Origin of the sequence: Nocardioides immobilis, assembly GCF_003515065.1 — a bacterium.
In the GTDB taxonomy this organism is placed as follows: domain Bacteria; phylum Actinomycetota; class Actinomycetes; order Propionibacteriales; family Nocardioidaceae; genus Nocardioides; species Nocardioides immobilis.
On sequence record NZ_QXGH01000011.1, the window covers coordinates 177,092 to 201,420 of the forward strand.

General features: G+C 70.9%; 21 protein-coding genes. 4 read left to right on the forward strand and 17 right to left on the reverse strand.

All coding sequences use genetic code 11. The annotated features are described in order from the left end of the window. Positions 1 to 10: 10 nt before the first annotated feature. Positions 11 to 1,420: a hypothetical protein gene (locus D0Z08_RS06500; RefSeq protein WP_118923845.1), complete on the forward strand. Its 1,410-nt coding sequence runs from the start codon at positions 11 to 13 to the stop codon at positions 1,418 to 1,420. Between the two features lie 18 nt (positions 1,421 to 1,438). Here the strand turns inward: D0Z08_RS06500 and cimA are convergent, their stop codons facing one another. Together cimA and D0Z08_RS06510 are read right to left on the reverse strand one after the other, a co-directional pair. After that, entirely contained in the window at positions 1,439 to 3,073 is a 1,635-nt protein-coding gene (cimA, locus tag D0Z08_RS06505) for a citramalate synthase (protein WP_118923847.1), read from the reverse strand. 155 nt (positions 3,074 to 3,228) lie between these two features. Further along, complete coding sequence (locus tag D0Z08_RS06510) at positions 3,229 to 4,899, reverse strand: serine/threonine-protein kinase (protein ID WP_147381343.1); 1,671 nt, start codon at positions 4,897 to 4,899, stop codon at positions 3,229 to 3,231. Positions 4,900 to 5,019: 120 nt separating this feature from the next. On the opposite strand from D0Z08_RS06510, the gene D0Z08_RS06515 reads away from it, so the two are divergent. Continuing rightward, positions 5,020 to 5,856 carry an FkbM family methyltransferase gene (locus tag D0Z08_RS06515; protein ID WP_182481194.1) on the forward strand — a complete coding sequence of 279 codons (837 nt, stop codon included), beginning with the start codon at positions 5,020 to 5,022 and terminating at the stop codon, positions 5,854 to 5,856. On the opposite strand, the gene D0Z08_RS06520 is transcribed toward D0Z08_RS06515, so the two are convergent. From D0Z08_RS06520 to D0Z08_RS31970, 3 genes are all read right to left on the reverse strand, one after another. Further along, complete coding sequence (locus tag D0Z08_RS06520) at positions 5,853 to 6,932, reverse strand: branched-chain amino acid aminotransferase (protein WP_118923853.1); 1,080 nt, start codon at positions 6,930 to 6,932, stop codon at positions 5,853 to 5,855. The genes D0Z08_RS06515 and D0Z08_RS06520 overlap by 4 nt on opposite strands. A gap of 71 nt (positions 6,933 to 7,003) precedes the next feature. Beyond that, the gene (locus tag D0Z08_RS06525) at positions 7,004 to 8,059 is read right to left on the reverse strand and encodes a 3-isopropylmalate dehydrogenase (protein WP_220454091.1); all 1,056 of its coding nucleotides are present in this window, start codon (positions 8,057 to 8,059) and stop codon (positions 7,004 to 7,006) included. Positions 8,060 to 8,127: 68 nt separating this feature from the next. Next, complete coding sequence (locus D0Z08_RS31970; protein WP_182481195.1) at positions 8,128 to 8,295, reverse strand: hypothetical protein; 168 nt, start codon at positions 8,293 to 8,295, stop codon at positions 8,128 to 8,130. Between the two features lie 238 nt (positions 8,296 to 8,533). On the opposite strand from D0Z08_RS31970, the gene D0Z08_RS06530 reads away from it, so the two are divergent. Then, positions 8,534 to 9,103: an O-methyltransferase gene (locus D0Z08_RS06530; protein ID WP_118923857.1), complete on the forward strand. Its 570-nt coding sequence runs from the start codon at positions 8,534 to 8,536 to the stop codon at positions 9,101 to 9,103. Positions 9,104 to 9,295: 192 nt separating this feature from the next. On the opposite strand, the gene D0Z08_RS06535 is transcribed toward D0Z08_RS06530, so the two are convergent. The 12 genes from D0Z08_RS06535 to yczE all read right to left on the reverse strand — a co-directional run bounded on the left by D0Z08_RS06535 (position 9,296) and on the right by yczE (position 22,788). Continuing rightward, the gene (locus D0Z08_RS06535; RefSeq protein ID WP_245993717.1) at positions 9,296 to 10,048 is read right to left on the reverse strand and encodes an FHA domain-containing protein; all 753 of its coding nucleotides are present in this window, start codon (positions 10,046 to 10,048) and stop codon (positions 9,296 to 9,298) included. A gap of 5 nt (positions 10,049 to 10,053) precedes the next feature. Beyond that, positions 10,054 to 11,334, reverse strand: coding sequence for a vWA domain-containing protein (locus D0Z08_RS06540; protein WP_118923861.1), 1,281 nt, complete (start codon positions 11,332 to 11,334; stop codon positions 10,054 to 10,056). Next, positions 11,327 to 12,559, reverse strand: coding sequence for a PP2C family protein-serine/threonine phosphatase (locus D0Z08_RS06545; protein WP_118923863.1), 1,233 nt, complete (start codon positions 12,557 to 12,559; stop codon positions 11,327 to 11,329). The genes D0Z08_RS06540 and D0Z08_RS06545 overlap by 8 nt, the downstream gene beginning before the upstream one ends. Next, positions 12,556 to 14,958, reverse strand: coding sequence for a serine/threonine-protein kinase (locus D0Z08_RS06550; RefSeq protein ID WP_118923865.1), 2,403 nt, complete (start codon positions 14,956 to 14,958; stop codon positions 12,556 to 12,558). Before D0Z08_RS06550 ends, D0Z08_RS06545 begins: the two co-directional genes overlap by 4 nt. Beyond that, the gene (locus D0Z08_RS06555) at positions 14,955 to 16,067 is read right to left on the reverse strand and encodes a hypothetical protein (protein ID WP_118923867.1); all 1,113 of its coding nucleotides are present in this window, start codon (positions 16,065 to 16,067) and stop codon (positions 14,955 to 14,957) included. The genes D0Z08_RS06550 and D0Z08_RS06555 overlap by 4 nt, the downstream gene beginning before the upstream one ends. Before the next feature lie 21 nt (positions 16,068 to 16,088). Continuing rightward, positions 16,089 to 17,129, reverse strand: coding sequence for a transporter substrate-binding domain-containing protein (locus tag D0Z08_RS06560; RefSeq protein ID WP_118923869.1), 1,041 nt, complete (start codon positions 17,127 to 17,129; stop codon positions 16,089 to 16,091). Further along, the gene (locus tag D0Z08_RS06565) at positions 17,126 to 18,424 is read right to left on the reverse strand and encodes a hypothetical protein (RefSeq protein WP_147381344.1); all 1,299 of its coding nucleotides are present in this window, start codon (positions 18,422 to 18,424) and stop codon (positions 17,126 to 17,128) included. Before D0Z08_RS06565 ends, D0Z08_RS06560 begins: the two co-directional genes overlap by 4 nt. Next, positions 18,421 to 20,112 carry an AAA family ATPase gene (locus tag D0Z08_RS06570; RefSeq protein ID WP_118923873.1) on the reverse strand — a complete coding sequence of 564 codons (1,692 nt, stop codon included), beginning with the start codon at positions 20,110 to 20,112 and terminating at the stop codon, positions 18,421 to 18,423. The genes D0Z08_RS06565 and D0Z08_RS06570 overlap by 4 nt, the downstream gene beginning before the upstream one ends. Next, the gene (locus tag D0Z08_RS06575) at positions 20,109 to 20,630 is read right to left on the reverse strand and encodes a hypothetical protein (RefSeq protein WP_118923875.1); all 522 of its coding nucleotides are present in this window, start codon (positions 20,628 to 20,630) and stop codon (positions 20,109 to 20,111) included. The genes D0Z08_RS06570 and D0Z08_RS06575 overlap by 4 nt, the downstream gene beginning before the upstream one ends. Positions 20,631 to 20,641: 11 nt before the next feature. Continuing rightward, on the reverse strand, positions 20,642 to 21,877 hold the full coding sequence (locus D0Z08_RS06580) for a toxic anion resistance protein (RefSeq protein WP_118923877.1): 1,236 nt from the start codon (positions 21,875 to 21,877) through the stop codon (positions 20,642 to 20,644). A 75-nt stretch (positions 21,878 to 21,952) separates the two neighbouring features. Further along, complete coding sequence (locus D0Z08_RS31975) at positions 21,953 to 22,108, reverse strand: hypothetical protein (protein ID WP_182481196.1); 156 nt, start codon at positions 22,106 to 22,108, stop codon at positions 21,953 to 21,955. Continuing rightward, on the reverse strand, positions 22,105 to 22,788 hold the full coding sequence (yczE, locus tag D0Z08_RS06585; RefSeq protein ID WP_342772335.1) for a membrane protein YczE: 684 nt from the start codon (positions 22,786 to 22,788) through the stop codon (positions 22,105 to 22,107). Before yczE ends, D0Z08_RS31975 begins: the two co-directional genes overlap by 4 nt. A gap of 61 nt (positions 22,789 to 22,849) precedes the next feature. On the opposite strand from yczE, the gene yczR reads away from it, so the two are divergent. Continuing rightward, a complete protein-coding gene (yczR, locus tag D0Z08_RS06590) occupies positions 22,850 to 24,304 on the forward strand; it encodes a MocR-like transcription factor YczR (protein WP_118923879.1) in 1,455 nt (484 codons plus the stop codon). Positions 24,305 to 24,329 lie beyond the last annotated feature (25 nt).

Consider the following 24,329-nt stretch of genomic DNA (forward strand, 5'->3'; position numbering starts at 1 on the left):
TGCGGCTGCCGTGATCAAGCGACCCTTGGTGTTCCTGCTGGCCCTCGTCCTCGTCGTCGGCGCCGCCGTCGCCGGTGGCTACTGGTGGCTCAACCGCGGCCCCGACTACCCCGACGAGTGGGACTCCCGGGTCGACGACCTGGTCGAGTTCGTCGAGGACGAGCGCGGACTCGAGTTCGAGCACCCCGTCTACATCGACTTCCTCTCGGAGGAGGCCTTCGAGAAGGAGGTCACCTCGGAGGAGTCGGACCTGACCGACGAGGACAAGGAGGAGATCGAGCAGGTCACCGGCTTGATGCGCGCGCTCGGCCTCATCGACCACGACGTCGACCTGTTCGACGCGGCCAACGACCTCACCGGCGGCGGGATCATCGGCCTCTACGACCCGGAGGACGAGCGAATCCGGATGCGCGGCGAGGAGCTGACGCCCACCGTCGAGGCCACCCTCGTCCACGAGCTGACGCACGTGCTCCAGGACCAGCACTTCGACCTGGAGGAGAAGGACAAGGAGCTCGAGGAGGCCGTCGACTCGAGCGCGACGGCGGCATGGGACGCGCTGGTCGAGGGCGACGCCAACCGGATCGAGACCGCCTGGGTCGCCGACCTGAGCGCCAAGGAGAAGAAGGCGCTCGACAAGGACGAGGAGAAGCAGGGCAAGGGCGTCCGGAAGAAGCTGAAGGACGTGCCGCCCTTCCTGCGCACCCAGCTCGGGTCGTCGTACGCCTTCGGGGAGGCGCTGCTGGCCCTCGCCACCGAGATCGACGGCGACGAGGCGGTCGACGAGCTCTTCGAGGACCCGCCCGTCACCGAGGAGCACCTGCTCGACCCCTGGACCCTGATCGACGGCGACCAGGACGCGATCTCGGTGGACAAGCCCGACCTCAAGGAGGGCGAGGACGAGTTCGACGACGGCACCTTCGGCTCTCCCAGCCTGCTGTTCGTGCTCGCCGAGCGGATCGACGTCCAGCAGGCCCTGAAAGCGGCCGACGGGTGGGGAGGCGACCAGTACGTCGCGTTCGAGCGCGACAAGCGGAGCTGCATCCGGGTCGACTACCGCGGCGACACCCAGCGGGATGTCGCCGAGCTGCGCGGCGCCCTGAAGCAGTGGATCGCCGACGGCCCGAGCGGCATCGCGAGCGTGCGCGACCATGAGGACGGGCTCCGGTTCGAGTCCTGCGACCCGGGGCGCGAGGCGGTCGGTGGCAACGGCGGCTCACAGGCCGCGCTGGAGCTCGCGGTCGGACGCACCACGCTCGCGACCCAGGGCATGCAGCAGGGCGCGACCGAGGATCAGGCGAGGTGTTTCGCGAGCGAGGTGGTCCGCGCGTTCACGATCGATGACCTGGAGGAGCTGAACACCGCCGAGCCCGACCCAGCCCTCATCGAGCGGGTGCAGACCCTGGCGGTCGGCTGCCGCTAGCGCCGGGAGGGCCCAGCGTCACTCGACGTGGTGGCGCACCAGTCCGTAGGTGAGACCGTCGACCAGCGCCTCCCACGAGGCCTCGATCACGTTGGCGCCGACGCCGACGGTGACCCACGACGACTCGCCGTCGCTGGTCTCGATGAGCACTCGTGTGATCGCGTCGGTGCCGTGGCCCTGGTCGAGGATCCGCACCTTGAAGTCGATCAGCTCGAACTTCGCGATCGCCGGGTAGGCCTGCACGATCGCGGTGCGCAGCGCCTGGTCGAGCGCGTTGACGGGCCCGTTGCCCTCGCCCGTCACCACGTAGCGCACGCCGGCGGCCCGCAGCTTCACGGTGGCCTCTGTCGACTGAGTGACGGTCTCCTCGCCCGGCCCCGGTCGATAGGGGCGGGTGAGCGTCTCGCTGATGATGCGCCACGACTCGACGTCGAAGTACGACGGGCGCCTGCCCTCGACCTCCTCGATCAGGAGCAGCTCGAACGAGGCGTCGGCGGCCTCGAACGTGTAGCCGCCGGACTCCATCTCCTTGACCCGCGCCGTGACCCGGGTGACGACCTCGGGGTGCTCGGAGAGGTCGAAGCCGAGCTCCTTGCCCTTGAGCTCGATCGAGGCTCGGCCGGCCATCTCCGAGACCAGCAGTCGCATGTCGTTGCCGACCCCGGCCGGGTCCATGTGCTGGTAGAGGTCGGGGTCGATCTTGATGGCGCTCGCGTGCAGGCCGGCCTTGTGCGCGAACGCCGAGACACCGACGTACGGCTGCCGCGAGGCCGGCGGCACGTTGGTGACCTCGGCGACCGCGTGGGCGATCCGGGTGGCCTCCGCCAGCAGACCGGGCGGCAGCACCTTCCGGTCCAGCTTGAGCTCGAGGTTGGCGACCACGTTGACGAGGTCGGCGTTGCCCGTGCGCTCGCCGTAGCCGTTGATGCAGCCCTGGACGTGGGTCGCGCCGGCCTCGACGGCGGCGAGCGTGTTGGCGACGGCACAGCCGGTGTCGTTGTGACAGTGGATGCCGACCCGAACGCCGGTCGTCTGCACGACGTCGTGGACGACGTCGGCGACCCACCCCGGGAGCATGCCGCCGTTGGTGTCGCAGAGCGCGATGACATCGGCCCCGGCGTCGTACGCCGTCCTCAGCACCTCGAGCGCGTAGGCCCGGTCGAGGCGGTAGCCGTCGAAGAAGTGCTCGGCGTCGAGGAAGACCTGCTGACCCTCGGCCCGCAGGTGGCTGACGGTGTCGCGCACCATCGCCAGGTTCTCCGCGAGCGTGGTGCGCAGCGCCTTCTCGACGTGGCCGGCGTGCGACTTCGCGACGAGCGTGACGACGCCGGCGCCGCTGTCGCGCAGCGCCGCGACCAGCGGGTCGTCGGCCGCCTTGACCCCGGCACGGCGGGTGGCGCCGAACGCCGCGAGCCGCGCGTGCTGCAGGTCCAGCTCGGTCGCCGCCCGGCGGAAGAACTCGGTGTCCTTGGGGTTGGCGCCCGGCCAGCCGCCCTCGATGTAGCCGACGCCCAGCCCGTCGAGCTGCCGCGCGATCGTCAACTTGTCCGCCACCGTCGGGTTGAGGCCCTCCTGCTGCATGCCGTCGCGCAGGGTGGTGTCGTAGACGTGGAACGCGCCGTGGAGATCGAGCGCGTCGGCTGGCTGGTTCATCGGTGTCTCTCGGTTTCGGGGATCGCGTCAGAGCAAAAGAAAAACCTCTCGGACAACGAGAGGTTGGCGCGTCGAGGGTCTCGACGCGCTAGCTAATGATGATGCGGGTGCGGTGCTGCACCCCTCCAGTCTGCCACAGCGGGGCGGACCGGCCATCAGATCCCAAACGGCGGGCCGGAGCCCGGCCACCAGCTGACGCCCTGGCTCGCGACGACCAGGCCCAGCACGGCCGCCACCATGAGCAGGACGGCGCACAGCGGGAGCCAGCGGCTCCACCGGGCGGTGAGGGGATAGACGATCCGCGAGAGCGGCGACCGGAACCGGCTGGCGCCCGGTCCGGACCACAGCGCGATGCCGAGGGTGGTGCCCGCGGTGAACAGCGTCGCCGCGCCGTCGACCGCAGCGGCGTAGCAGAGCAGCCCGGCGGCGAGGGCGAGCCCGAGGCTCCAGAGCACCAGCACGACGGTGCCGGTGATGGCGCGGAGCGAGTGCCAGGGGGTGGTGAGCGCGACCTGCGGGGCGTCGTACCACTTGGCGCCACGGGCTGTACGGCGATCCGCGCCGGCCGAGGCCGCCAGCGAGCCGGTGCGCAGCAGCCACACGCCGAGCAGCACCGCGGCGGTCGTGACGTACGGCGCAAGCGCGGTCGCCGCGCCGAGCGCGGCTCCCCCGCAGGCGACCGCGGCCCCGCGCCGGAAGCGCTCGCCGAAGGGCACCTTCGGCGGGCCCAGCAGCCGGGCGTCCCACTCCTGCTCCCACTGCGCGACGGCCGCCGCGTGCGCCGGCCAGGCGGGCGGCGCGATGGTCGGCGGAGCGGGCGCGGGCTGCACCGGGGCGGGAGCGATCGGGTTCGTCAGCATCCGGGTCACCGGACGCGGCTCGGGGATCGTGCCGGCCGTGTGCTCGGCCGGCGGCTGAGGTGCGTTGCCACCGTTCGCCAGCGCGACGGGGAGCGTGAACTCGTCGTCCTCGACCACACCGCCCTCGACCGGGGGCGGTACCGGAGGCGCCGACGGCTGCGTGCTCAACGGCCGCAGCCACGCGAGCAGCTCGTTGAGGGACGGCCGGGCCAGCGGGTCCGGGTTGAGCGCGGCGTCCAGGACGGCGGCCAGCGGGCCCTCGATGCCGGTGAGGTCGTGCTCGCCACGGCGGGCACGGTCCATGATCGCCATCGACGGGCCGCGGCCGTACGGCGGGCGGGCGGTGGCGCCGTACGCGACGGTCGCCGCCCAGGCGTGGACGTCGGCAGCGGCGGTCGCGTCGTCGCCGTACAGGATCTCGGGCGCGAGGTAGCCGGGGGTGCCGAGCAGCCAGCCGGTCTGGGTGAGCCGCGGGTCGTCGGCGACCCGGGCGAGGCCGAAGTCGATGAGGATCGGGGTCCGGCCCTCCATCAGCACGTTCGACGGCTTGATGTCGCGGTGGAGCACGCCGGCGTGGTGGACCGCGGCGATGCCCTCGGCCAGGCAGCCGGCGAGCCAGAGCAGGTCGCGGTCCTCGACCGGGCCCTCCTCGACGACGTGGTCGTGCAACGACAGGCCCGGCACGTAGCGGGTCACGACGTACGGCACGTCGGCCCACGGGTCGGCGTCGAGGAACTCGGCGATCCACGGGCTGCGCACCCGGGTCAGCGTGCTGACCTCGCGCGCGAGCCGGGCCCGGGCCTCCTCGTCACCCACGATGTGCGGCCGCAGCACCTTCAGCGCCACCCGGCGGCCGTCGGAGCTGCGCGCGAGGTGGACGATGCCCATGCCGCCCTCCCCGAGGCGGGCCAGCAACGTGTAGTCGCCCACCCGCGTGGGCGACTCGCCCTGCGGTTGGGTCGTCACGGAACGAGGCTACCCAGCAGCAAGCCGTCCGACGCCCAGGCGCGACGGCGTTCGCGACCGCCCCAGCCGTTCGGGGTACGTTGACCCCCGTTGCTCGACCGCTCCGGAAGGCGATCTCTCTTGTCCAACGCACCCGCAGACGCCCGCGCCGCGGGCTACCGCTACTTCGCCAATTTGCTGGCTCTCCGCGCCCGGAAGCTGCCACGGGACGTCGTCGGCGAGCGCGTCGAGAGCACGTTCCGTGACCTGTGCCGCGAGCTCGAGCCCACCGTCAGCCTCGAGATCGGAGCGCACGAGGCCCGGTTCAGCCGTTGGATCAAGGCCGACGTGCCGACCGCACGGGCCATCGCGTTCGAGGCGAACCCGCACGTCCACGAGAAGTACGCCGAGTCCCACGCCGACAGCGGCGTCGAGTACCTCCACCTCGCGATCTCCCAGACCGACGGCCCGGTCGAGCTCGGCATCCCCCGCGAGTTCCACAACGAGGCCAAGGGCCGCCGCTACAAGAAGCCGCGGACCAATCGGATGGCGAGCATCGCGAGCCACGTGCTCGCCGAGGAGGTGGAGACCGTCACGGTGCCGTCGACGCCGCTCGACAGCTTCCTCGAGGTGAGCGACGACGACGTGGTCGTCGCGTGGATCGACGTCGAGGGCGCCTCGGGTCCGGTCCTGTCGTCCGGCGCGAAGGTGCTGTCGCGTGCGTCGCTGGTCTACATCGAGGTCGAGAGCGAGCCGCTCTGGGACGGCCAGTGGCTCGACGACGACGTCGCCAGGTTCTTCGGCGACTGCGGGCTCGTGCCGGTGCTCCGCGACAACCAGCGTCCGCACCAGTACAACGTGGTCTTCGCGAGCGCCGAGCTTGCGGCGCAGCCCCGGATGGCGCGGCTGTGCAACGCGATCTACCGTCGCGCGGGCGCGAGTGCGCAGACGGCTCGCAAGCCCGGGAAGCGGTCCTAGACCACGCGGTGCATCCAGCCGAACGTGTCGTCGGCCCTGCCGAACTGCACGTCGACCAGCGCGTCGCGGATCTTCATCGTCAGCTCGGTGCTCGCCGGCGCCGGCGTAACCCCGTCCTTGGTCCTCAACTCGCCGACCGGAGTCACCACGGCGGCGGTGCCGCAGGCGAAGATCTCGACGATCCGGCCCTCGGCCACGCCCTGACGCCACTCGTCGATGCCGAACCGGCGCTCGGTGACCTGGTGGCCCATCTTGCCCGCGAGCTCCATGACGCTGGCGCGCGTGATGCCCTCGAGGATGGTGCCCGTCTCGGGCGTGACGATGGAGCCGTCGTCGTAGACGAAGTACATGTTCATGCCGCCGAGCTCCTCGACGTACTTGCCCTCCTGGGCGTCGAGGAACACGACCTGGTCGCAGCCGTGCGCGTAGGCCTCCTGCTGGGCGATCAGCGAGCTGGCGTAGTTGCCGCCGGTCTTGGCCGCGCCCATGCCGCCGCGTCCCGCGCGGGTGTACTCCTCGGTGAGCCAGAGGTTCACCGGCTTGGCGCCGCCCTTGAAGTAGGCACCCGCGGGGCTGGCGATCACCATGAAGGTGACGTGCTCGGCAGGCCGGACGCCGAGGAACTTCTCCGAGGCGAACATGAAGGGCCGGACGTAGAGGCTCTTCTCGCCGGCGCCGTCGTTGCCCGGCACCCAGCGCTGGTCGACCTCGACGAGCGCGGAGACCGCCTGGACGAAGTCGGGCACCTCGAGCACCGGCAGCGCGAGCCGGTGGCAGGAGCGGACCATCCGCTCGGCGTTGGCCTCGGGCCGGAACATCCACACCGAGTCGTCCGCGTGCCGGTAGGCCTTCATGCCCTCGAAGATCTCCTGCGCGTAGTGCAGGACCGCGGCCGCGGGGTCGAGCGTGATCGGGCCGTACGGCGTGATCCGCGCGGCGTGCCAGCCGTCGGCCGGCGTCCACTCGACCGTGAACATGTGGTCGGTGAAGTTCGTGCCGAAACCGGGGTTCGCCAGGATCTCTGCGAGTCGCGCGTCGTCGGTCGGGGTCGACGTGAGCGTGGAGCTGATCTGCATGCCGGACAATTTAGTCGTACTTCCTAGTAGTTGCGAAAGTTGTCCTTCTGACCGGCGTGCAGCCGGTCCGACTATCCGGCTACTCGGGCTGCGATCGCGTCGCCCACCTCGGGCGTCGACCGCTTCGCACCCGGCGTCCGGGCGGCGAGATCCTCGATCACGGCGGTCTCGATCCGGGCCGCGGCCTCGGGGTGGCCGAGGTGGTCGAGCAGCAGCGCGCCGCTGAGGATCGCGGCGGTCGGGTCGGCGATCAGCTGGCCGGCGATGTCGGGGGCCGAGCCGTGCACGGGCTCGAACATCGACGGCGCAGTGCGGTCCGGGTTGACGTTGCCCGAGGCCGCGAGACCGATGCCGCCGGTGATCGCGGCCGCGAGGTCGGTGACGATGTCGCCGAACAGGTTGTCGGTGACGATCACGTCGAACCGCTGCGGGTCCGTCGCGAGGAAGATCATGACCGCGTCGATGTGGCAGTAGTCGGTGGTGACGTCCGGGAACTCCGCCGCCACCTCCTCGAACAGTCGCCACCACAGCGATCCCGCGTTGACGAGCACATTGGTCTTGTGGACCAGGGTGAGCTTCTTGCGGGGCCGGCGCTGCGCACGGGCGAAGGCGTCGCGGATGACCCGCTCGACGCCGTACGCCGTGTTGACCGACACCTCCGTGGCGACCTCGGCCGGGGTGCCGACCCTCAGTGCGCCGCCGTTGCCGGTGTAGGGACCCTCGGTGCCCTCGCGGACGACCACGAAGTCCACCTCGCCCTTGCCGAGGACCGCGTCGGAGAGCGGCGAGACCGCACCCGGGTAGATCCGCGACGGACGGAGGTTGACGTAGTGGTCGAGCTCGAAGCGCAGCCGCAGCAGCAGCCCGCGCTCGAGGATCCCCGGCGGCAGGTTCGGGTCGTTCGGCTTGCCGCCGACCGCTCCGAGCAGGATCGCGTCGTGCTGCCGGATCTCGGCGAGCACGGAGTCGGGCAGCACCTCATGGGTGGCGAGGTACCGCTCGGCGCCCAGGTCGTAGCGGGTCTGTTCGAACTTCACCCCTGCCGGGGCAGCGACCTCCAGCACCTTCAGCGCCTCGGCCGTCACCTCGGGCCCGATGCCGTCACCGGGGACGACAGCGAGAGCCACGCTCCCGTCGACGGGCGCGGCTGTGGACTGGGTGGGGGCTGCGTGGTTGGCGGTCACGGGCGAAGACGTTAGTTGTCGTCAGGACGCAGGTCGTCGTCGTCTCGCAGGGCAGTCCCTGCCGGACGGTTGAACGCCGACTGCAGCGAGTCGTCGTACCGGTGCTGGCCGTGGTTCAGCGGGTGGTCCGGGTCGTGCTTGGCCGGACCCCAGTCGGGATACATGTCGTACATGGTCATGTCGCCTTTCGCGCAAGGGCTTCTCGTCAGTGTGAGTGAGAAGCCATCGCAGGCGATGGATGCACGCCGCAGACACCGCGGCGAGGTGGCCTCTCTCAGGCCCCGCCGCGGCGCTCGATAAGTACGAAGAACTGCCGCATGGTGAGTCGAGGGTACGACGTCCGCGGCGATCTGTCCTTCCATTTCCACGCCTTGTTCGGATCCCGAGACGGCCATTCCAGAATGAAAGACTCGTTCCATGAGCGCGCCCCCTGACCTCCCCGACGTGGTCCTCCGTGCGTTCGACGTCTGTCGCCGCGCGGGCTACGTGTCGTTCTGCCGCAACGAGACCGGCCGTCTGCTGGCGACGCTGGCGGCGACGCGCTCCGGGATCATGGCCGAGTTCGGCACCGGCTGCGGGGTCGGCACCGCGTGGCTGCGGTCGGGCGTCCGTGACACCCAGGCCCGGATCCTCACTGCCGAGCTCGACCCCAAGCTGGCGCGCGCGGCCGCGGAGATCTTCACCGACGACCCGCTCGTCGACGTACTCACCGCCGACTGGTCGACGCTGATGGACAAGGGCCCCTACTCGCTGCTGTTCCTCGACTCCGAGCAGCCGAGCGAGGTCGGAGTCGACGCGCTCGCCGACCTGGTCGAGCCGGGCGGGATCGTGGTCCTCGACGACTTCTGGCCGTGCGAGCAGTGGCCGCCGCTGTTCGGCGGTCGCGTCGACACCCTGCGCGAGCAATGGCTCACCGACGACCGGTTCACCGCCGTCGAGATCATGGTCGCCCCCGACTCCTCGGTCGTGATCGCCACCCGTCGCTGACCCCCGCGAAGTGTCACTCTTGGTCGCGCGAAGTGTCACTCTTGGTCGCGCGAAGTCTCAACCTTGGTCCTACGAAATGTCAGCGTTGCGCACACCTGGCACCGCCAACCCCGACACTTCGAGCGCCCAACCCCCGCATCTCGAGCGGCCAACCCTGACACTTCGGCGGGCCAACCCTGACACTTCGGCGGGTCAGCCGACCTCGCCGGGTGAGGCCTTGCGGATGACGATCCGGCTCCAGGCACCGAGGTAGACCCGTTCGTCGGGGGCGATCTCGCGCTTTTCCCCCGGCGCCAGCGGCGTCGTCGGCACCGGGCCGACCGGGCCGCCGACGTACGTGCCGTTGGACGAGCCGAGGTCCTCGACCCACCAGCGCTTGCCGTCGGTCGTGAACTGGCAGTGCCGACGGCTGATGCCGTTGTCGGTCGTCAGGTCGATGTCCGGGTGGATGTTGCGGCTGCGCGAGGTGCGGCCGACGAGGATCGACGTCGTCTTCAGAGGTACGACGACCGGCACCCCCGCCGAGGGGAGCGGATCCCTGGAGTCCTGGTCGGCGTACCAGTCGGGGTCGATCCAGACCTCGGCCACCCAGGCGTCGGCGAGCGGCGGTGCGATCGACGGAGCGGCCGTCGGGGTCTCGGCGGTCGGCGGGTCGGTGTCGACCGGCACCCCGAGGTCGAGCGGCGACGGCTGGCGTGGTGGCTGGCCGGTGGTGAAGTCGTAGCCGCACGCCTCGCAGAAGAGGGCGTTCTCGGGGTTGACCGCCTGGCAGTTGGGACAGGTCGTCTCGGTCGGCACCACCGGCTGCGGAACGTCCGGCCCCGGTTCGACGACGGGTTGCGGCTCGCTCGGCGGCCCGGCGCCGCCCCCGGCGGGGATCGGCAGGCCGCAGACGTCGCAGTAGTCGGTGGCTTCGGAGGTATGCCCGGACGGGCAGGTGGCCACGCTCGTCACCCCTTGCGGACGCGGGTCGTCTTGGTCGAGGCGGTGTCGAGCGCCATCTCGTCGGCCTTGTCGACGGCACGCTTGAGCCGCACCGTGCCCTCGGCCTCGTTGTCGACGTCGACCACCTTGCGCAGCTTGGACGTCGCCTCCTCGTTGCCGGTCGCCGCGGCGAGCTGCACGGCGCGGCCGAGCTTGGTCGTCGCCGTGGCCTCGTCGCCGGCGGCCTTGGCCGCCAGGCCCTCCTGGATCGCCGCGGCGAGCTCGGTCTGGCCGGTGTAGTGGGCGACCTGCTTGTCGATCCGGGTCGTCAGCTCGGAGTTGTTGGACCAGGTCGCCTTCACCAGGCCCTGGGTCACGACGTTGTCGCCGAGCGCGAGCTGCACGCGGGCGGCGAGCTGTTCCTGGCCGATCGCCTTGGCGGCGACCCGCACGCCGATGTGATAGTCACGCGACTCGTCGGCCCACGCGCCCGTCGGGAAGTCACGGGTCAGCGGGTTGACCGCGACCCCGCGGTCGGTCAGGTCCTCGAGCGTCGGCGCGACCTGGCGCACGAACAGCACCTGGGCGCCCTGCGGCGTCCAGACCCGCAGCTTGGCGTCGGCGACCCCGCGCGCCATGGAGGCACGCATGATCTCCTGGAACTGCGCCCGCATCTCGTCCGGCCTCGGGATGATGTCGACGGTGCCGAGCAGCGCCTGGGCGATCCGCCGGATCTCGGCGACCTGCCAGTCCGTGCCGGCGCCGCGGCAGTCGCACTGGTAGTAGCCGGTCGCGCGGTTGATCGCCTCGTCGAGGCGGCCCGGGCGCTCCCGGTTCTCGCCGTCGGTGAGCAGCAGCGCGTGCCGCTGGGTCACCTGGGGCACGGACGCGAAGATCTGGCCGGCGAGGTCGAGCCACGTGGAGATCGCCGTACCGCCGCTGCCGACGAACCGGCCGATCGCGGCCGACGCCTCCTGCCGGGTCTGCTCGTTCATCTGCACCAGGGCCGGGCCCGCCGTCACCAGCGGGTAGGCCAGCATCGCGCGGTCGGCGCCCGCGACGACGGCGAACCAGGTGCCGTCGACGATCTCGGAGAGCGCCGCCTGCGCGGCGTCCTTGGCCGCGGCCATCGTCGCCGGGCCCATCGAGCCGGACGTGTCGACGATGATGATCTCGCCAGCGTCGCCGGAGCCTCCCTGGCCGGCCGTGCCGGCTCCCTGGCAGCTGATCGTGACGATCGCGTTGACGTCGGTCCCGCCGTCCGGCAGGAACTCGTTCTGGAAGACGGCGGTGGTGAACTCAGCCATCGGTGGGCGCTCCCTCTCCTGGTGCCTGGGTCTGTCCGGTCGGGGGTTCGGCGGGCGACGGTGCGATCGGGTCAGGGGCATTCTGCACCGGCGGAGGCGGCGGCGGTACGGCGGGCGCCTCCGGCAGCGGCCCGACCCGGGCCAGCGCGGCGGTGATGTTGTCGTGCCCGCCCGCCGCGTTGGCGAAGGCCACGAGCTCGAGCGCGATCCCGACCGGATCGGTCGCGCGGGCGGCCGCGATCTGTGCCGCGAGCGCCGCCGGCTCGGACGCGTAGTTCCACAGCCCGTCCGAGCATGCGAGCAGCCAGCCCGGGCCGGTGATGTCGAGGAAGCCGACGGACGGCACGAAGTCCTGGGAGTCGCGGCCCAGCCACTTGGTGATGGCGTGCGCGAACTCGCCCGTCTCGGCGACCTCCTTGGCGATGCCCTCGGAGATCTGCTGCTGTGCGATCGAGTCGTCGACGGTCAGCTGCACCCCGGGCCCGTCGTCCGGGAACCAGTACGCGCGGGAGTCGCCGATCTGGCCGTGGGAGATGCGGGTTCCCTCCAGCACCGCCACGGTGAAGGTCGCCGAGGCGGGGTTGGGCTCGTCGGGGTCGGTGATGGCGACGATCGCGTTCTGGGCGGCGGCCGCGGCGTCGGCGAGGACCTTGGTCACCGCCGCGTCCCGGCCCTGCGGAGTGCCCATCCCGGCGGGCAGTGGCGTGCGCAGCACCTCGCGTGCCGCCCGGGCGCCGGCGAGGGAGGCGACGTCGGAGTCGACCAGGTTCGACACCCCGTCGAGCACGACCAGGACCGCGCGGGATCCCGGCTGCTCACCGGCGAGCAGTGCCATCGCGTCCTCGTTGCGGCTCTTCTTCACGCCCTTGTCGCAGACTCCACCGACCCAGGAGGACGGCGCCTCACGGAAGTGGTCACGCTCGCTCGGCGCCTTGGTACCGCAAGCGAGGCAGTAGAGGTCGGGCCCGACCTCTCCCCCGCAGTTGCCGCAGGGCCGGCGGCCCGGGTCGGGCAGCGGGTCTGGGAGCGCGTCGACCGGCCGACGGGTCGGCGCACTGATCGGCGCGTCCCCGAGGTCGTCGGACGGGGTCATCGTCGGAGGCGCAAGCGGCGCCGCCGCGGGCCCGATCTGGGCACCGCATGACTCGCAGAAGCGTGCGCCCGCCGGCACTCCGACGCCGCAGGACGGGCAGGCGGTCGGGGTCGCGGTGGTCGACTCCGTCATGTCAGGCTCCAGTTCCGTACGGCGTTCGCCTGGTTGACCAGGTCCACCCGCTCATCGAGGTCGTGGGCATCGCGGGCCAGCAGGCGCAGCGCGGTCTCCAGCCCGGTCCGGATGTCCGGCTCGGACGCCGGGACCGAGCCGATGTGCACACCCTTGCGGGGTGGATTCTTCACCACGACCGGCAGCGCCTCGTTGAGGATCCGCACGGTGTAGCGCTGGCGGGTGGGCCCGTCGACCGAGGAGCTCTCGATCGTCCGCAGCGCCTGGTCGAGCACGGTCAGGTCCATCGCGCTGCCTGCGAGCAGCACCTCGGCCCGCTGCTGCCGGCTCTCGGTGTAGCCGCGGCTGGTCGTCGGCACCAGGTCGAGCGCCGCGACCGCGCCGGCCGTGTCCTTGCGATCGGCCCGCACCCGGGCCATCCCGAACGCGGAGGGGGCGACGTACGTCGCGTCCGTCGCCGCGCAGGTCAGGTAGAGCCCCTCGGCGACCTCCGGCTGGCCGCCCTTCTCGCAGGCGAACGCCAGCGCCAGCTTGGGCGCGAGCTCGCCCGGCACCTGCTGGTAGACCGCGTTGAACGAGGCCTTGGCGTTCTCCCAGTCCTCCTGCTGGACGGAGGCGAGGCCCTCCATCCACAGCGCCCGCCACTCCCACGGGTCGGCGGCGAGGAGGTTGCCGGCGTAGCTCTTCGCGGCCGCCGACTCCTTGAGCTCGAGCGCCGCCTTGCAGCGGGCCAGCCACACCTCGGCACTGTCCTCGGGCGCCGCGTCGAGGTCGCGCAGCCGTTGGCGCGGGTCGTCGGCACCGATCGTGGACAGCCAGCCGTACTGCGGGTCGGTCGTGTCTTCACGCAGCTTGGGCAGCTGGCTCCACTCGGTGATCGGCCGCGCGGTCGCCGGCGACTCGAAGAGGACCGACGCCGCGGACGTGAGCGCCGTACCTTGCCGGCCGCGCGCGACGACCTCACGGAGCACGCCCAGCAGCTGGGTGCGCAGCTCGTCGACCGACGCGAACCGGTCGGCCGGGTCGGCGGCACAGCTCTTGGCCACCAGGTGGTAGAGCGAGTCGTACTGCTGGAAGAGCGGTGTCGATTCCACCGGCGGCAGGCTGTGGAGGTAGGTGCCCTGGTAGCCGCGGAACTCCATCGTCAGCACCAGCAGGGTGCGCCCGATCGTGTAGACGTCGGACGCGACGGACGGCCCGACCTCGGCCACCTCGGGCGCCTGGTAGCCCACCGTGCCGTAGATCGCCGACTCCTGGTCGTCGATGCGCCGCACACCGCCGAGGTCGATCAGCTTCATCGCGTCGCCGACCTGGATCATGTTGTCCGGCTTGAAGTCGCAGTAGACCAGGCCGAGGTCGTGCAGGTACTGGAACGCCGGCAGCAGCTCGAGGATGTAGGCCAGCGCCTGGTCGACCGGGAGCGGGTCGTAGGCGCCGTTGTTGGCGCGCATCCGGTCCTTGAGGATCTGCTTGAGCGACTTGCCGCCGACGTACTCCATGACGATGTAGCCGGCGCCTTCGTGGGTCACGAAGTTGTAGATCTCGACGATCGCCGGGTGCTCGACCTGGGCCAGGAACTGCTGCTCCGCGATGGCGGCGGCGAGAGCGTCGGGGTCACCCGAGTTGAGCAGGCCCTTGAGCACGACCCAGCGGTTGGAGACGTTGCGGTCGCGGGCCAGGTAGATCCAGCCGAGACCGCCGTGGGCGAGCGCGCCGGCCACCTCGTACTGCCCGGCGACCAGGTCACCGCCCTGGAGCTTCGGGGTGAACGAGAACGGCTGACCGCAGTGGGCGCAGAAGCCCTCGCCACGCCCGGGCTTGCCGTCGATGCTGCGGCCGACCTTGTTGCCGCACTTCGAGCAGCTGCGCTTCTCCTCCGGCACCTGCGGGTTGGCCATGATCGCCTTGGCCGCGTCGACTGCCGGCGCGGGCGGGACGTGGGTGAGGCCGGCGCCCAGCCGGGCGGCGCGCATGCGCTGCGAACCGGTGCGGGTGCGGCGGGTGGAACCGGTGCCGGTGCTGCCGGCGCGCTTGGAGCCGATCGCCGCGGACTGCACCCGGCTCGCGGACGTGGCGACCGATCCCTCGAAGTGCGAGACCGGCTCGGCCTCAGCGCCCACGCCGGCCGAGCCCGTCGGGACCACGGGCGCGTCGGCGGCGGTGCCGCACACGTCGCAGTAGCCGTCGAGGATCTTGCCGGTGCACGCGGGCTGGGCGCAGGGCGTGCCGTTGGCGACCGGCGCGGCCGGGGCGATCCCGGTGGCGGGCGCGCCGACGGTGGCGGTGGGTACCCCGGTGGTCGAGCCGGTCGCGACCCCGGCCTCGCCGGGCGACCCGCAGACATCGCAGTAGCCGTCGAGGATGCTCCCGGTGCAACCCGGCTGTGTGCAGCTGCTCATCGGTGGGTTGTCTCCTTCTGAAGCCAGGTCTGGTAGGTCGCGACCAGTTGCTGGGCGACGGACATCGGGGCCGGGCTGCGAGCCAGTACGGCGCGCGCCTGCTTCTCGCTCTCGACCAGGTCGGGGTTGGCGGCCACGCCCTGGGCGGTGGCCTTGGCGACGTAGGCGTCGAGCAGCGCGACCAGCTCGGTGTGCTCGGCGAGCGCGTCGGCGTACTTGTGCTGGGCGAACTCGAGGGCTTGGGACACCCGGTCGAGCTTCTTGAGGTACGCATCGATCTCGTCCGGCGTCACCGGCACCGGGCCGAGGGCCTCGACATCGGGTACGGCGTACCTCGGGGCGGTGTCGACGGTGGCCACGCACTGGGCCGCGAGCTTCTCCACCGCCTGCTCCCGGGCCTCGAGGTCGGCGCGCAGCTCGCGGGCCGAGAGCACCTTGGAGCGCGCGTCACGGCGGCGGGCGTTGCCGACGATGAGGTCGCGCTCGTACGTCGTCGCCTCCACCTCGAGCGGCGCGAGCATGCCGCCGACGTCGGCGCCCCGCCCCGCCCGTTCGTTGATCTGCTCCAGCCGCGCCATCAGGCCGGCCAGCTTGTCGACGGCCTGGTCGCGCGTCGTGGCCGGCTCGAGCGCGACCTGGTCCCGGATCCGCTCCAGCTGGGCCCGGACCTCGCGGATCCGCGCGACCTGCTCGGTCGCGTCGTGCGCGAGGGCCAGCTTGGTGCGCAGCTGGCCGGCGAGCGCGTCGTTGAGACGACACGCCTCGGGCAGCGACACGGCCAGCCCGCCCGGCATCCCCGAAGCGCCGTCGAGCCGGCCCCAGATCAGGGTCGAGATCCGCTCCCGCTCCTGCTGCAGCACCCGGCCGCCGTCCCACGTCGCGAAGACCAGCTGGTAGCGGTCGTGGATCGCCTTCCACAGCGCCAGCACCAGCTGCATGTCGCCCGTCAGCTCCTGCCCCCGCCCGGACGCGAGCGCCGCCCGGTCGAGCTCGTCGAGCTCGTCCTTGCGGGTGCGCGACCAGGAGTCCAGCTCGGCGAGGTAGCGCTGGATGAGCGCCGGCTCGATGGCCTCGCCGAGCCGTCCGGGGGCAGTGGGTGCGGTGTTCATGCAGACAGTCGACGCCTTTCCTCAGCGGCCGTACCGAAGCTCGGGCGGGTCACCCGGCCCGAGCGGATCCGCGAGCCACCTGTTGTAGGCACGCCTCCATTCGGCGCCGCCGTCCTCGATGATCATCTGCTCGAGGACGTAGTTGACGAACCGCACCAGGTCTTCCTGGCCCTTCGGGACTCCGATTCCGTAAGGCTCGTCGGTGATCGGGACCTGGCACCCTTCGACCTGATCACCTTCGCACGTCGGCGGTACCTCGGCGTACGGGTCCTGGGCGGCGAGGCCCGCGAGCACGGTGTCGTCACCAGTGATGGCGTCCACCTCACCCTGCTGCAGCTTGATCAGGCACCCGGTGTGGTTCGTCGCCTGGACGACCTCGATGTCCGGGTTGCCGCCCAGCTTCGGATCCGTGATGTTGACGAGGCTGGTCGATCCGATCGGCGCGCACACCTTCTTGTCGGAAAGGGACTGCGTGCCGTTGTAGGTCTCCTCCAGCTCGGCGCGCAGCAGGACCTTCTGCGTCGCGTGGTAGTACTCGGCCGAGAAGTCGATCTGCTCCCAACGCTGGCAGTTGATCGTGAAGTTCCGAACCACCAGGTCGAGCTCCGCCGGGTGCTTCTCGCCCTCGGCGTCGGGGCCGCCCAACAGCGGGATGCGATCCCCGGCCGTGATCACCCGGAACTGGATGTCCCGACCGACCTCGAACCCGTCCTCGGTGTCCTCGAAAAGCGCTTCGCCGATCGCGCGGACGAACTCGATGTCGAAACCCTCGATGCGGTTGGTCTCCGGGTTTCGCGAGCCCATCAGGTAGGTGTCGGCCGAGACACCGACGACGAGCTTGTGATCACGGAGGATCCGTTCGATAGTCGGGCCGGTCGGCACACCGATTCCCGGATCGTATGACTCCAAGGTGGATTCGACCGTGTCGCACTCTGACTCTGCCGCGCTCGGGGGCGGAGGCTCGTCCGGCTTCTCCGGCACGGGGGTGTCGTCGTACCCGCAGCCCGCGAGGAGTACGGCGACGACCGAGGCCACGACCGACAGTTTCCAGCGCGTGTTCATGCGTACTCCTTCCGCCGGGCGCCGATTCCTCGTGCGACGGCCACCGCAGCGACGAAGCCGAGGATCAGGGTCAGCAGGCTGCCGATCAACGCGAGAGTGCGCCCGGAACGCAGCTCGTCGGTCGTTGTCGTGCCGTTCTCGGTGACAACTGCCTGGGTCGCACCATCGAACCTGTCGAAGTTGGCCGTCGGCGACGTTGCTGCCTCGTCGATCGCGATGTTCCTGGCTCTGAACCACTGGTCGTCGTCGTCAAGGGTGGCGATCTGCCGGTGACCGTCGACGTAGTCCTCCCACTCATCCAGGCTGGACGAGTCGGCCTTCTTCTCGACGATCTCGGCAGCGTCCTCCCATTTGGGCTCGTAGGTGCCCCCTGAGCCGCGCTTGATGAGCCGCAAGCTCTCGTAGGCCTTGGCATCGTTCCCTGCCGTGCGAGCAGCCGACTCGTCGATGGCCACCTGGAGCTCGTCGTCGAGCAACCCGTCGTTCGTGCTGTCTGCGCGCCAGGCAGCGATCGCGGCGACGAGGGTGGTGACGACGACGATCGCGGCAGCGATGGCGACGCCGACGTTGAGGTAACGACGGAATCGCTGTGCCAGCAAGAGGTTCAGCCAGACCAGCACCCCCAGCACGACCAGGCCGAGCAACAGCAACCAGAACGGGTGTTGGCCGGCCATGGAGTCCTCGGCACGGTCCGTGTTCGCGGTGACCAGGTTCCCCAGGATCGGCTGCGCCTCGGTGCGCACCGAGTCGCTGGCCACGCTCAGGTACTCGGCTCCGACCGGAAATCCCTGTCGGTTGTAGACCCGCGCCTCGGCGACGTAGTTGGCGTATCGATTGACGACGACGACGAGCGCTTTCAGCGCATCGCGGTCGGCGGACTGTGCCTCTGCCGCCTCTGCGATCTGCTCGAAGACCACCGCAATCGTGTCGTCGTACTCGCCACGCTTCTCGGGGTCCTCGTCGCCGCCCTCGAGGAACGCGTTGGTCGCGAGCGCGTCGGCGCGAAGCAGGGACGACTGGATCTCCTGGACCCGCACCAGCTGCTCGGTGTCGTCAGCCGCCCGGCCGTCGGACTGGTAGGAGAGGAACTGGATCAGCGCACTGGCCAGGCCGAAGAGCAGGACCACGGTCATGCCGATGATCTGCAGGCGGTTGAGCAGGCTGGGGGTGTCCTCGACACCGGCGCCCACCGGCTTGCCGGTGGGCGCGGGCCAGAACCCTCTCCGTTGGGGTGCGGGCGCCGGCGGTGGCGGCGCCTGCTGGACCGCCGGGGGCGCGGCAGCGGACTGGGTCATGACTCTTCCTGCCCTTCGTCGGCCGATTGCTGGACGGGGTCGGCCGGGACCGTCTCGACGGTGGGCTCGGCGCCCTCGTCACCCGGCTCCAACGCGTCGACCACGTCGGCGGGTTCCGCGTCGGCCGGAGGGAGCAGCGTGCCATCCTCGGCCACCACCGGCTCGTCCGGCTCGCCGTCGTCGGGGATCGCCAGGTCGTCGGCCTCCAGCGAGCGCAGCTGCTCGAGCGTCGGCTCCTTGACGTCACGCAGGCGCCATGCGTGGTGGCCGATCGCGGCCTCGAGCATGTTGCGGACGTAGCGGGCGTTGCCGAACGACGGGCCCCGCGGCGCGTCGGCGAGGATCTCTCGCAGGCGGGCGACGACGTCCTCCCCCGCGTCGTAGTCGGCACCCGTGGCCATCTGCTCGAAGATCGCGACCAGCTCGTCGTCGGTGTAGTTCGCGAACTCGATCATGGTGCGGAAGCGGCTCTCGAGGCCCGGGTTCTCGGAGATGAAGATGGCCATCGGCAGCGGGTAGCCGGCCACGATCACGACCAGGTCGTCGCGCTTGTCCTCCATCTCCTTGACCAGGGTGTCGATGGCTTCCTTGCCGTACTGGTCACCGGAGAGCGAGTAGGCCTCGTCGATGAAGAGCACGCCGCCCTCGGCGGACTTCACGACGTCGGCGGTCTTCTGCGCCGTCTGGCCGAGGTAGCCGGCCACCAGCTCCGAGCGGTCGACCTCGACCAGCTGGCCCTTCGAGAGCAGCCCGAGCGCGCGGTAGATGCCGGCGACGAGCCGCGCGACCGTGGTCTTGCCGGTGCCGGGGTTGCCGTTGAAGACCAGGTGCCGGGTGATGGTCGGGCTCTCGAGCCCTGCCTTCTTCCGCAGGCCCTCGACCCGGAGTACGGCGGCCTGCCGGTGGATCTCGCCCTTGACGTTGTCGAGCCCGATCATCGCGTCCAGCTCGGCGAGCAGCTCTTCGACGGTCTTGGTCGGCTCCTCGGGCTCCACCGCAGCAACAGTCTCCTGAGGACCAGCCGACTCGGCGCGCGTTTCCCCCTCGCGAGCGGAGCGAGCCTCGTCGGAAACTCGCGCCGCGTCGGCGACCGGGGGCGTGCGTTCGATGCCCGAGGTGTCGGACACGGGCGCGTCCGGCAGCAAAGACCCTGTCCCGACGTTGATCGCCTCGAGCTGGCGCCGTACCTGGTCGCCCATCCGGCGCACCTGGTCGAGCATCTCGTCACCCACGCCCGGCACGGGCTGACGCCCGGGAAGGTCGAAGGCACCCGGTCCTGTCGAGGACGGTGTCAGCGTCCGGGCCTCTCCGAGCTGGGCGGCGGTGGCCATGGAGGCAGTGCCGACGGCCTCCGGTCCCGGCTGCCCGAGCAGGGTCGCGGCGAGGGCGACCTCGCCGAGCGCCCGGGCGTACGACGGCGCGTGCTCGGACTTGCCGAGCGCCAGCTGGGACATCGCGGGCGTGGGCCCGGCGCGGAACCGGTTGCCCTGCTTGGCCGCGACGAAGAAGTCCTCGGTCGCGCCGGGCCTTCCGGTCTGCTCGCACCAGTCGACGAACGCGCCCTTGGAACGTTCGGCGACCGTCGCGGCGAGCGCCTCGCCCTCGGCGCGCGCCGTCGCCTCGTCGATGCCGGCCGCACGGGCGGCCGCGACCAACGCGTTCAGGCAGTCGGCCAGGGAGTCGCTCATGGTGCCCCCAGTGTGAGGTCGTGGCCACCGTCGGCGGTGTGGCCGAACTTGGCTTCGAGGAACCGTCCGTGCGCGATCAGGGCCTGGGCGTCGGCCCGGTTGGCCGCGTCGAAGATCTTGTCCATGGTCAAGCCGAGGAGCTCGAGCTGCTCGATCAGCACCATCAGTGACGTCTTGTTGCCGTCGATCGGACGGGTGTCGGCCCACTCGCGGGGCAGCCGCAGGTAGCCGCCGACTGCTTCGGGGAGGTACTCCGTGGCCGTCGCCATCAGCGAGTAGCCGTCCTGGCTGCCGAGGCCCAGGTCGTCGAGCCGCGGCAGCGTCTGGTGGATGGTGCGCGCGATCTTCACGACCCGCGAGATCACCACCGGTGGAGCGTTGCCCTCACGCAGCATCGCGTTGACGCGGTTGAGCGCCGCCAGGATGTCCTTGTCGGTCGGCGGAGGCGGAGCGACGTACTCCGCGGCGTCGTTGTCGTCCTTGCCGCGAACCTTCCGGAACCACGACCCCAGTCCCACTCCGGCGCCCGTCAGGCCTTGATATCGAGGGTGCCGGCGGCGTTGCGCTGGTCGTGCTTCTGGACCCGCTCGAGGTAGGACTTCGACTTCTCGACCTCGGTCTCGAGGACGCCGATGGTGGTCGACATGGTGTCGAGCGCCTTGAGCTTGAACTCGTCGATGGAGTCCATCGTCGCGTAGATGTTGGCGAACGCGGCCTGGAGCTGCTCCATGCCGATCGTCGAGGACGCGGCCTGCTCCTGGATCTTCGCGGAGTTCTCCTTGAGCATCTCCGAGGTCCGCTGGATCATCGTCGACGTCGTCGTGTTGAGCGCCGTGATCTGGTCGAGCACCAGCTTCTGGTTGGTCAGCGCCTGCGCGACGATCACCGCGGTCCGCAGCGCGGACATGGTGGTCGTCGTCGCCCGGTCGACGCCCTTGATGAGCTCGATGTTGTTCTTGATGATGATGTCGATCGCCAGGTAGGCCTGGATCGAGACCGCGAGCTGGGTCAGCAGGTCCTGGTGCTTCTGCCGGACGTAGAACAGCACGTCCTGGCTGAGGGTCTTCGCGCCCTCGGGGTCGCTCAGCTCCATCTCGGCGATCTTCGCGGACAGCTTCGCGTCGAGCCGCTCGGCGACGTAGATGTACTGGTTGAGCCGGCCCATGACCGCCCAGAGGTTGGTCTTCTCCAGGTTGAGCGCGACGTTGTCCTTGGTGAGCTCGTCCTGGCCGCTGCGCAGGCTGTGCAGGATGCCGTTGAGCTGGCTCTGCGAGGACTGGTACTTGCGGAAGTAGTCCTCGATCTTGTCGTTGAACGGGAGCATGTCCCAGAACTTCTTCGCACCCTTGGCCTGGCCGGGGTCGAGGTCCTCGACCGTACGGCGCAGCGCGAGCAGGGTCTTGCCGACGTCGGAGCTCTGCGAGATGGCGCCGTTCTTGAGCGCGGACACCGGCTTGTCGAGCATCCGGTTGGACGTCTCGGCGGCGCGCCGGATGTCGGCGTCACCCATGGTCCGCACGTTCTCGGCCTGGGCGGCGAATCCGGGACTTCCGACCGCCTCGCTGCTGAGCGCGGTGAGGAAGCCGTCGACCTTGGCGTCCAGCTCGGGCACCATCTCGGCCGAGACCTGTGGCGCCATCTTGGGCGCGGCCGTCTCAGCCACGGGCTTGGGCGCTTCGGGGGCGGTCAGGGTCAGCGTCTGGACCGGGTCAGGAGGAGCGAGCGGGCTCGGCTCGGGCGCGGCAGCGGAACCATCGGTGGTCATGCGGCTGAGCCTATCCAGTCAAACCATGACGCACACCGGGGAAATCCAGGAGGTTCACCCCGAGGACGCGGTGGACTAGACAGGCGAGTGCCGCCTCGAGGGTGGCAGCAGGTCGGGGTCGACGAACCGGGACCGCGGGATCTCCGCCGGCCGGTCGAGCCGCAGCTCGCGGACGAGTCCGACGACGCTGAGGACGACGAGCAGTCCGAGCAGCAACAGGAAGGCGATCATGACGGCACACTCCGTTCGGGGATCTCGATGTCGACCAGGCACCACGGCAGGAACAGCTGGGTGAGCGGACCGATCGCCAGGGCGTAGACGACGGTGCCGGCGCCCAGCACCCCGCCGAGGGTCAGCCCGACCAGCACGACCGCGACCTCGAGCAGGGTCCGGACCAGGCGCAGCGACCGTCCGGTGCGGCGGTGGAGGCCGGTCATCAGCCCGTCCCGCGGGCCGCGGCCGAGCTGGGCGCCGATGTAGAGACCGGACGCGATGCCGCAGAGCAGCACGCCGCCGAGCATGAACGCCACCCGGGCGGCGAGTGCGTGCGGCTCGTCGATCAGCCACAGCGTCGCGTCCGCGGAGAGGCCGACGAGCAACGCGTTGGCGATGGTGCCGATGCCGGGCTGCTCCTTGAGCGGGATCCAGAGCAGCAGCACCACGAAGCTCATCAGCACGACTGCCTGTCCGAGAGTGATCGGCAGGTGCTCGATCAGGCCGGAGTGCAGCACGTCCCACGGCGCCAGCCCGACGTTGCCGCGCACCATCAGGGCGAGGCTGACGCCGTACAGGACCAGGCCGACGACCAGCTGCGGCAGCCGACGGCCGAGCCGACCGGCGCGCAGCTGGGCGACCGGGCCGAGGTCGGCAAGGGTCCGGGCTGGCGCTGCGGCGGCTGTCATGGTCGTCATGCAATAAGGATCCTTACTGGTGGTCTGGTTTCAAATAGCCACTTGTGATCTACTGGACTGCATGTCGCAGTCCATTTCTGCCGCGCGGGTCGCGACCCTCGCCGGTGACTTCAACCGCTCCCCCGCGTACGTCGGACTGGCCTCCGCCCTGCGCGAGCTCATCGGCGACGGACGGATCGGCTACGGCACCCGACTGCCCAGCGAGCGGGACCTGACCGCAGCGCTCGGGGTCTCGCGCACGACGGTCACCCGGGCGTACGCCGTACTCCGCGACAGCGGGTACGCCGAGGCCCGTCACGGCTCGGGCACGTTCACCCGCCTTCCCGGTGGGGCGACCCGCGCCCACGACCGCGCCCTGTGGCCGACGGACGTCAGTGCCGGCGTGATCGACCTGGTGTGCGCCGCGACGACCGCGCCGCCGGGGATCGCGGCGGCGTACGCCGAGGCCGCTGCCGCGCTCCCGGCGCACCTCGGCAACCACGGCTACTACCCCGCCGGCATGCCGGACCTGCAGGCCGCGATCGCGGCGTCGTACGACGAACGCGGCCTGGCCACCTCACCCGACCAGATCATCGTCACGGTGGGTGCCCTCGCGGCGAGCGCCGTCGTCGGCAGCGCGCTCGCCGGGCCGCGCGACCGGGTGCTGGTGGAGTCGCCGACCTATCCCAACGCCGTGCAGGCGCTGCGGACCGGTGGCGGGCGGATCGTGACGATCCCGCTCGACCCCGAGGGGTGGGACCTCGACGCGATCGGCGGCGTGCTCGCCAAGCGGTCGCCACGGCTCGTCCACGTCATGCCGGATCACCACAACCCGACCGGCCTCGTCATGGCGGACAAGGAGCGGGCGGCGTACGCCCGGCTGCTGGCCCGGCACGGGGCGACCGCCGTGGTCGACGAGGCCCACCACACGATCCGGCTGGACGGCGCGCCGGCGCAGCGCCCGTTCGCGTCGTACGCCAAGGACGCGGTCACCGTCGGCAGCGCCAGCAAGAGCGTCTGGGGCGGCCTGCGGCTCGGTTGGATCCGCGCCCCGCACGGCCTCGTCGACCGGCTCACCCGCGCCCGGGTCGGGCTGGACCTCGGCGCGCCGGTGTTCGAGCAGCTGGTGCTGACCCGGCTGCTGACCGGCGACTTCGACGCCGTGCTCGACGCCCACCGGCTGCGGCTGCGCGAGCAGCGCGACGCCCTGATCGCCGCCCTCGGCAAGGAGCTCCCCGACTGGACGTTCCGCAAGCCGGCCGGCGGCATGGCGCTGTGGTGCCGCCTGCCGCACGCGGGCGCGACGGCACTCTCCGTCGAGGCCGAGCGCCACGGCGTCCTGCTCGCGCCCGGCCCCTCGTTCGCACCGGAGGGCGGCCTCGACCGCTACCTCCGGCTCCCCTTCACCGTCCCGGTCCGCGACCTGGAGGAAGCAGTACGACGCATCGCCGCCGCGTGGCGGGTGGTCACCAGCGCGGCGCCGGGCTCACCTTCCGAGCCACCCCGCGACCGCCGTACCGGAGTGCTGGTTGCCTAGCCCCGCGAAGTGTCACTCTTGGCGG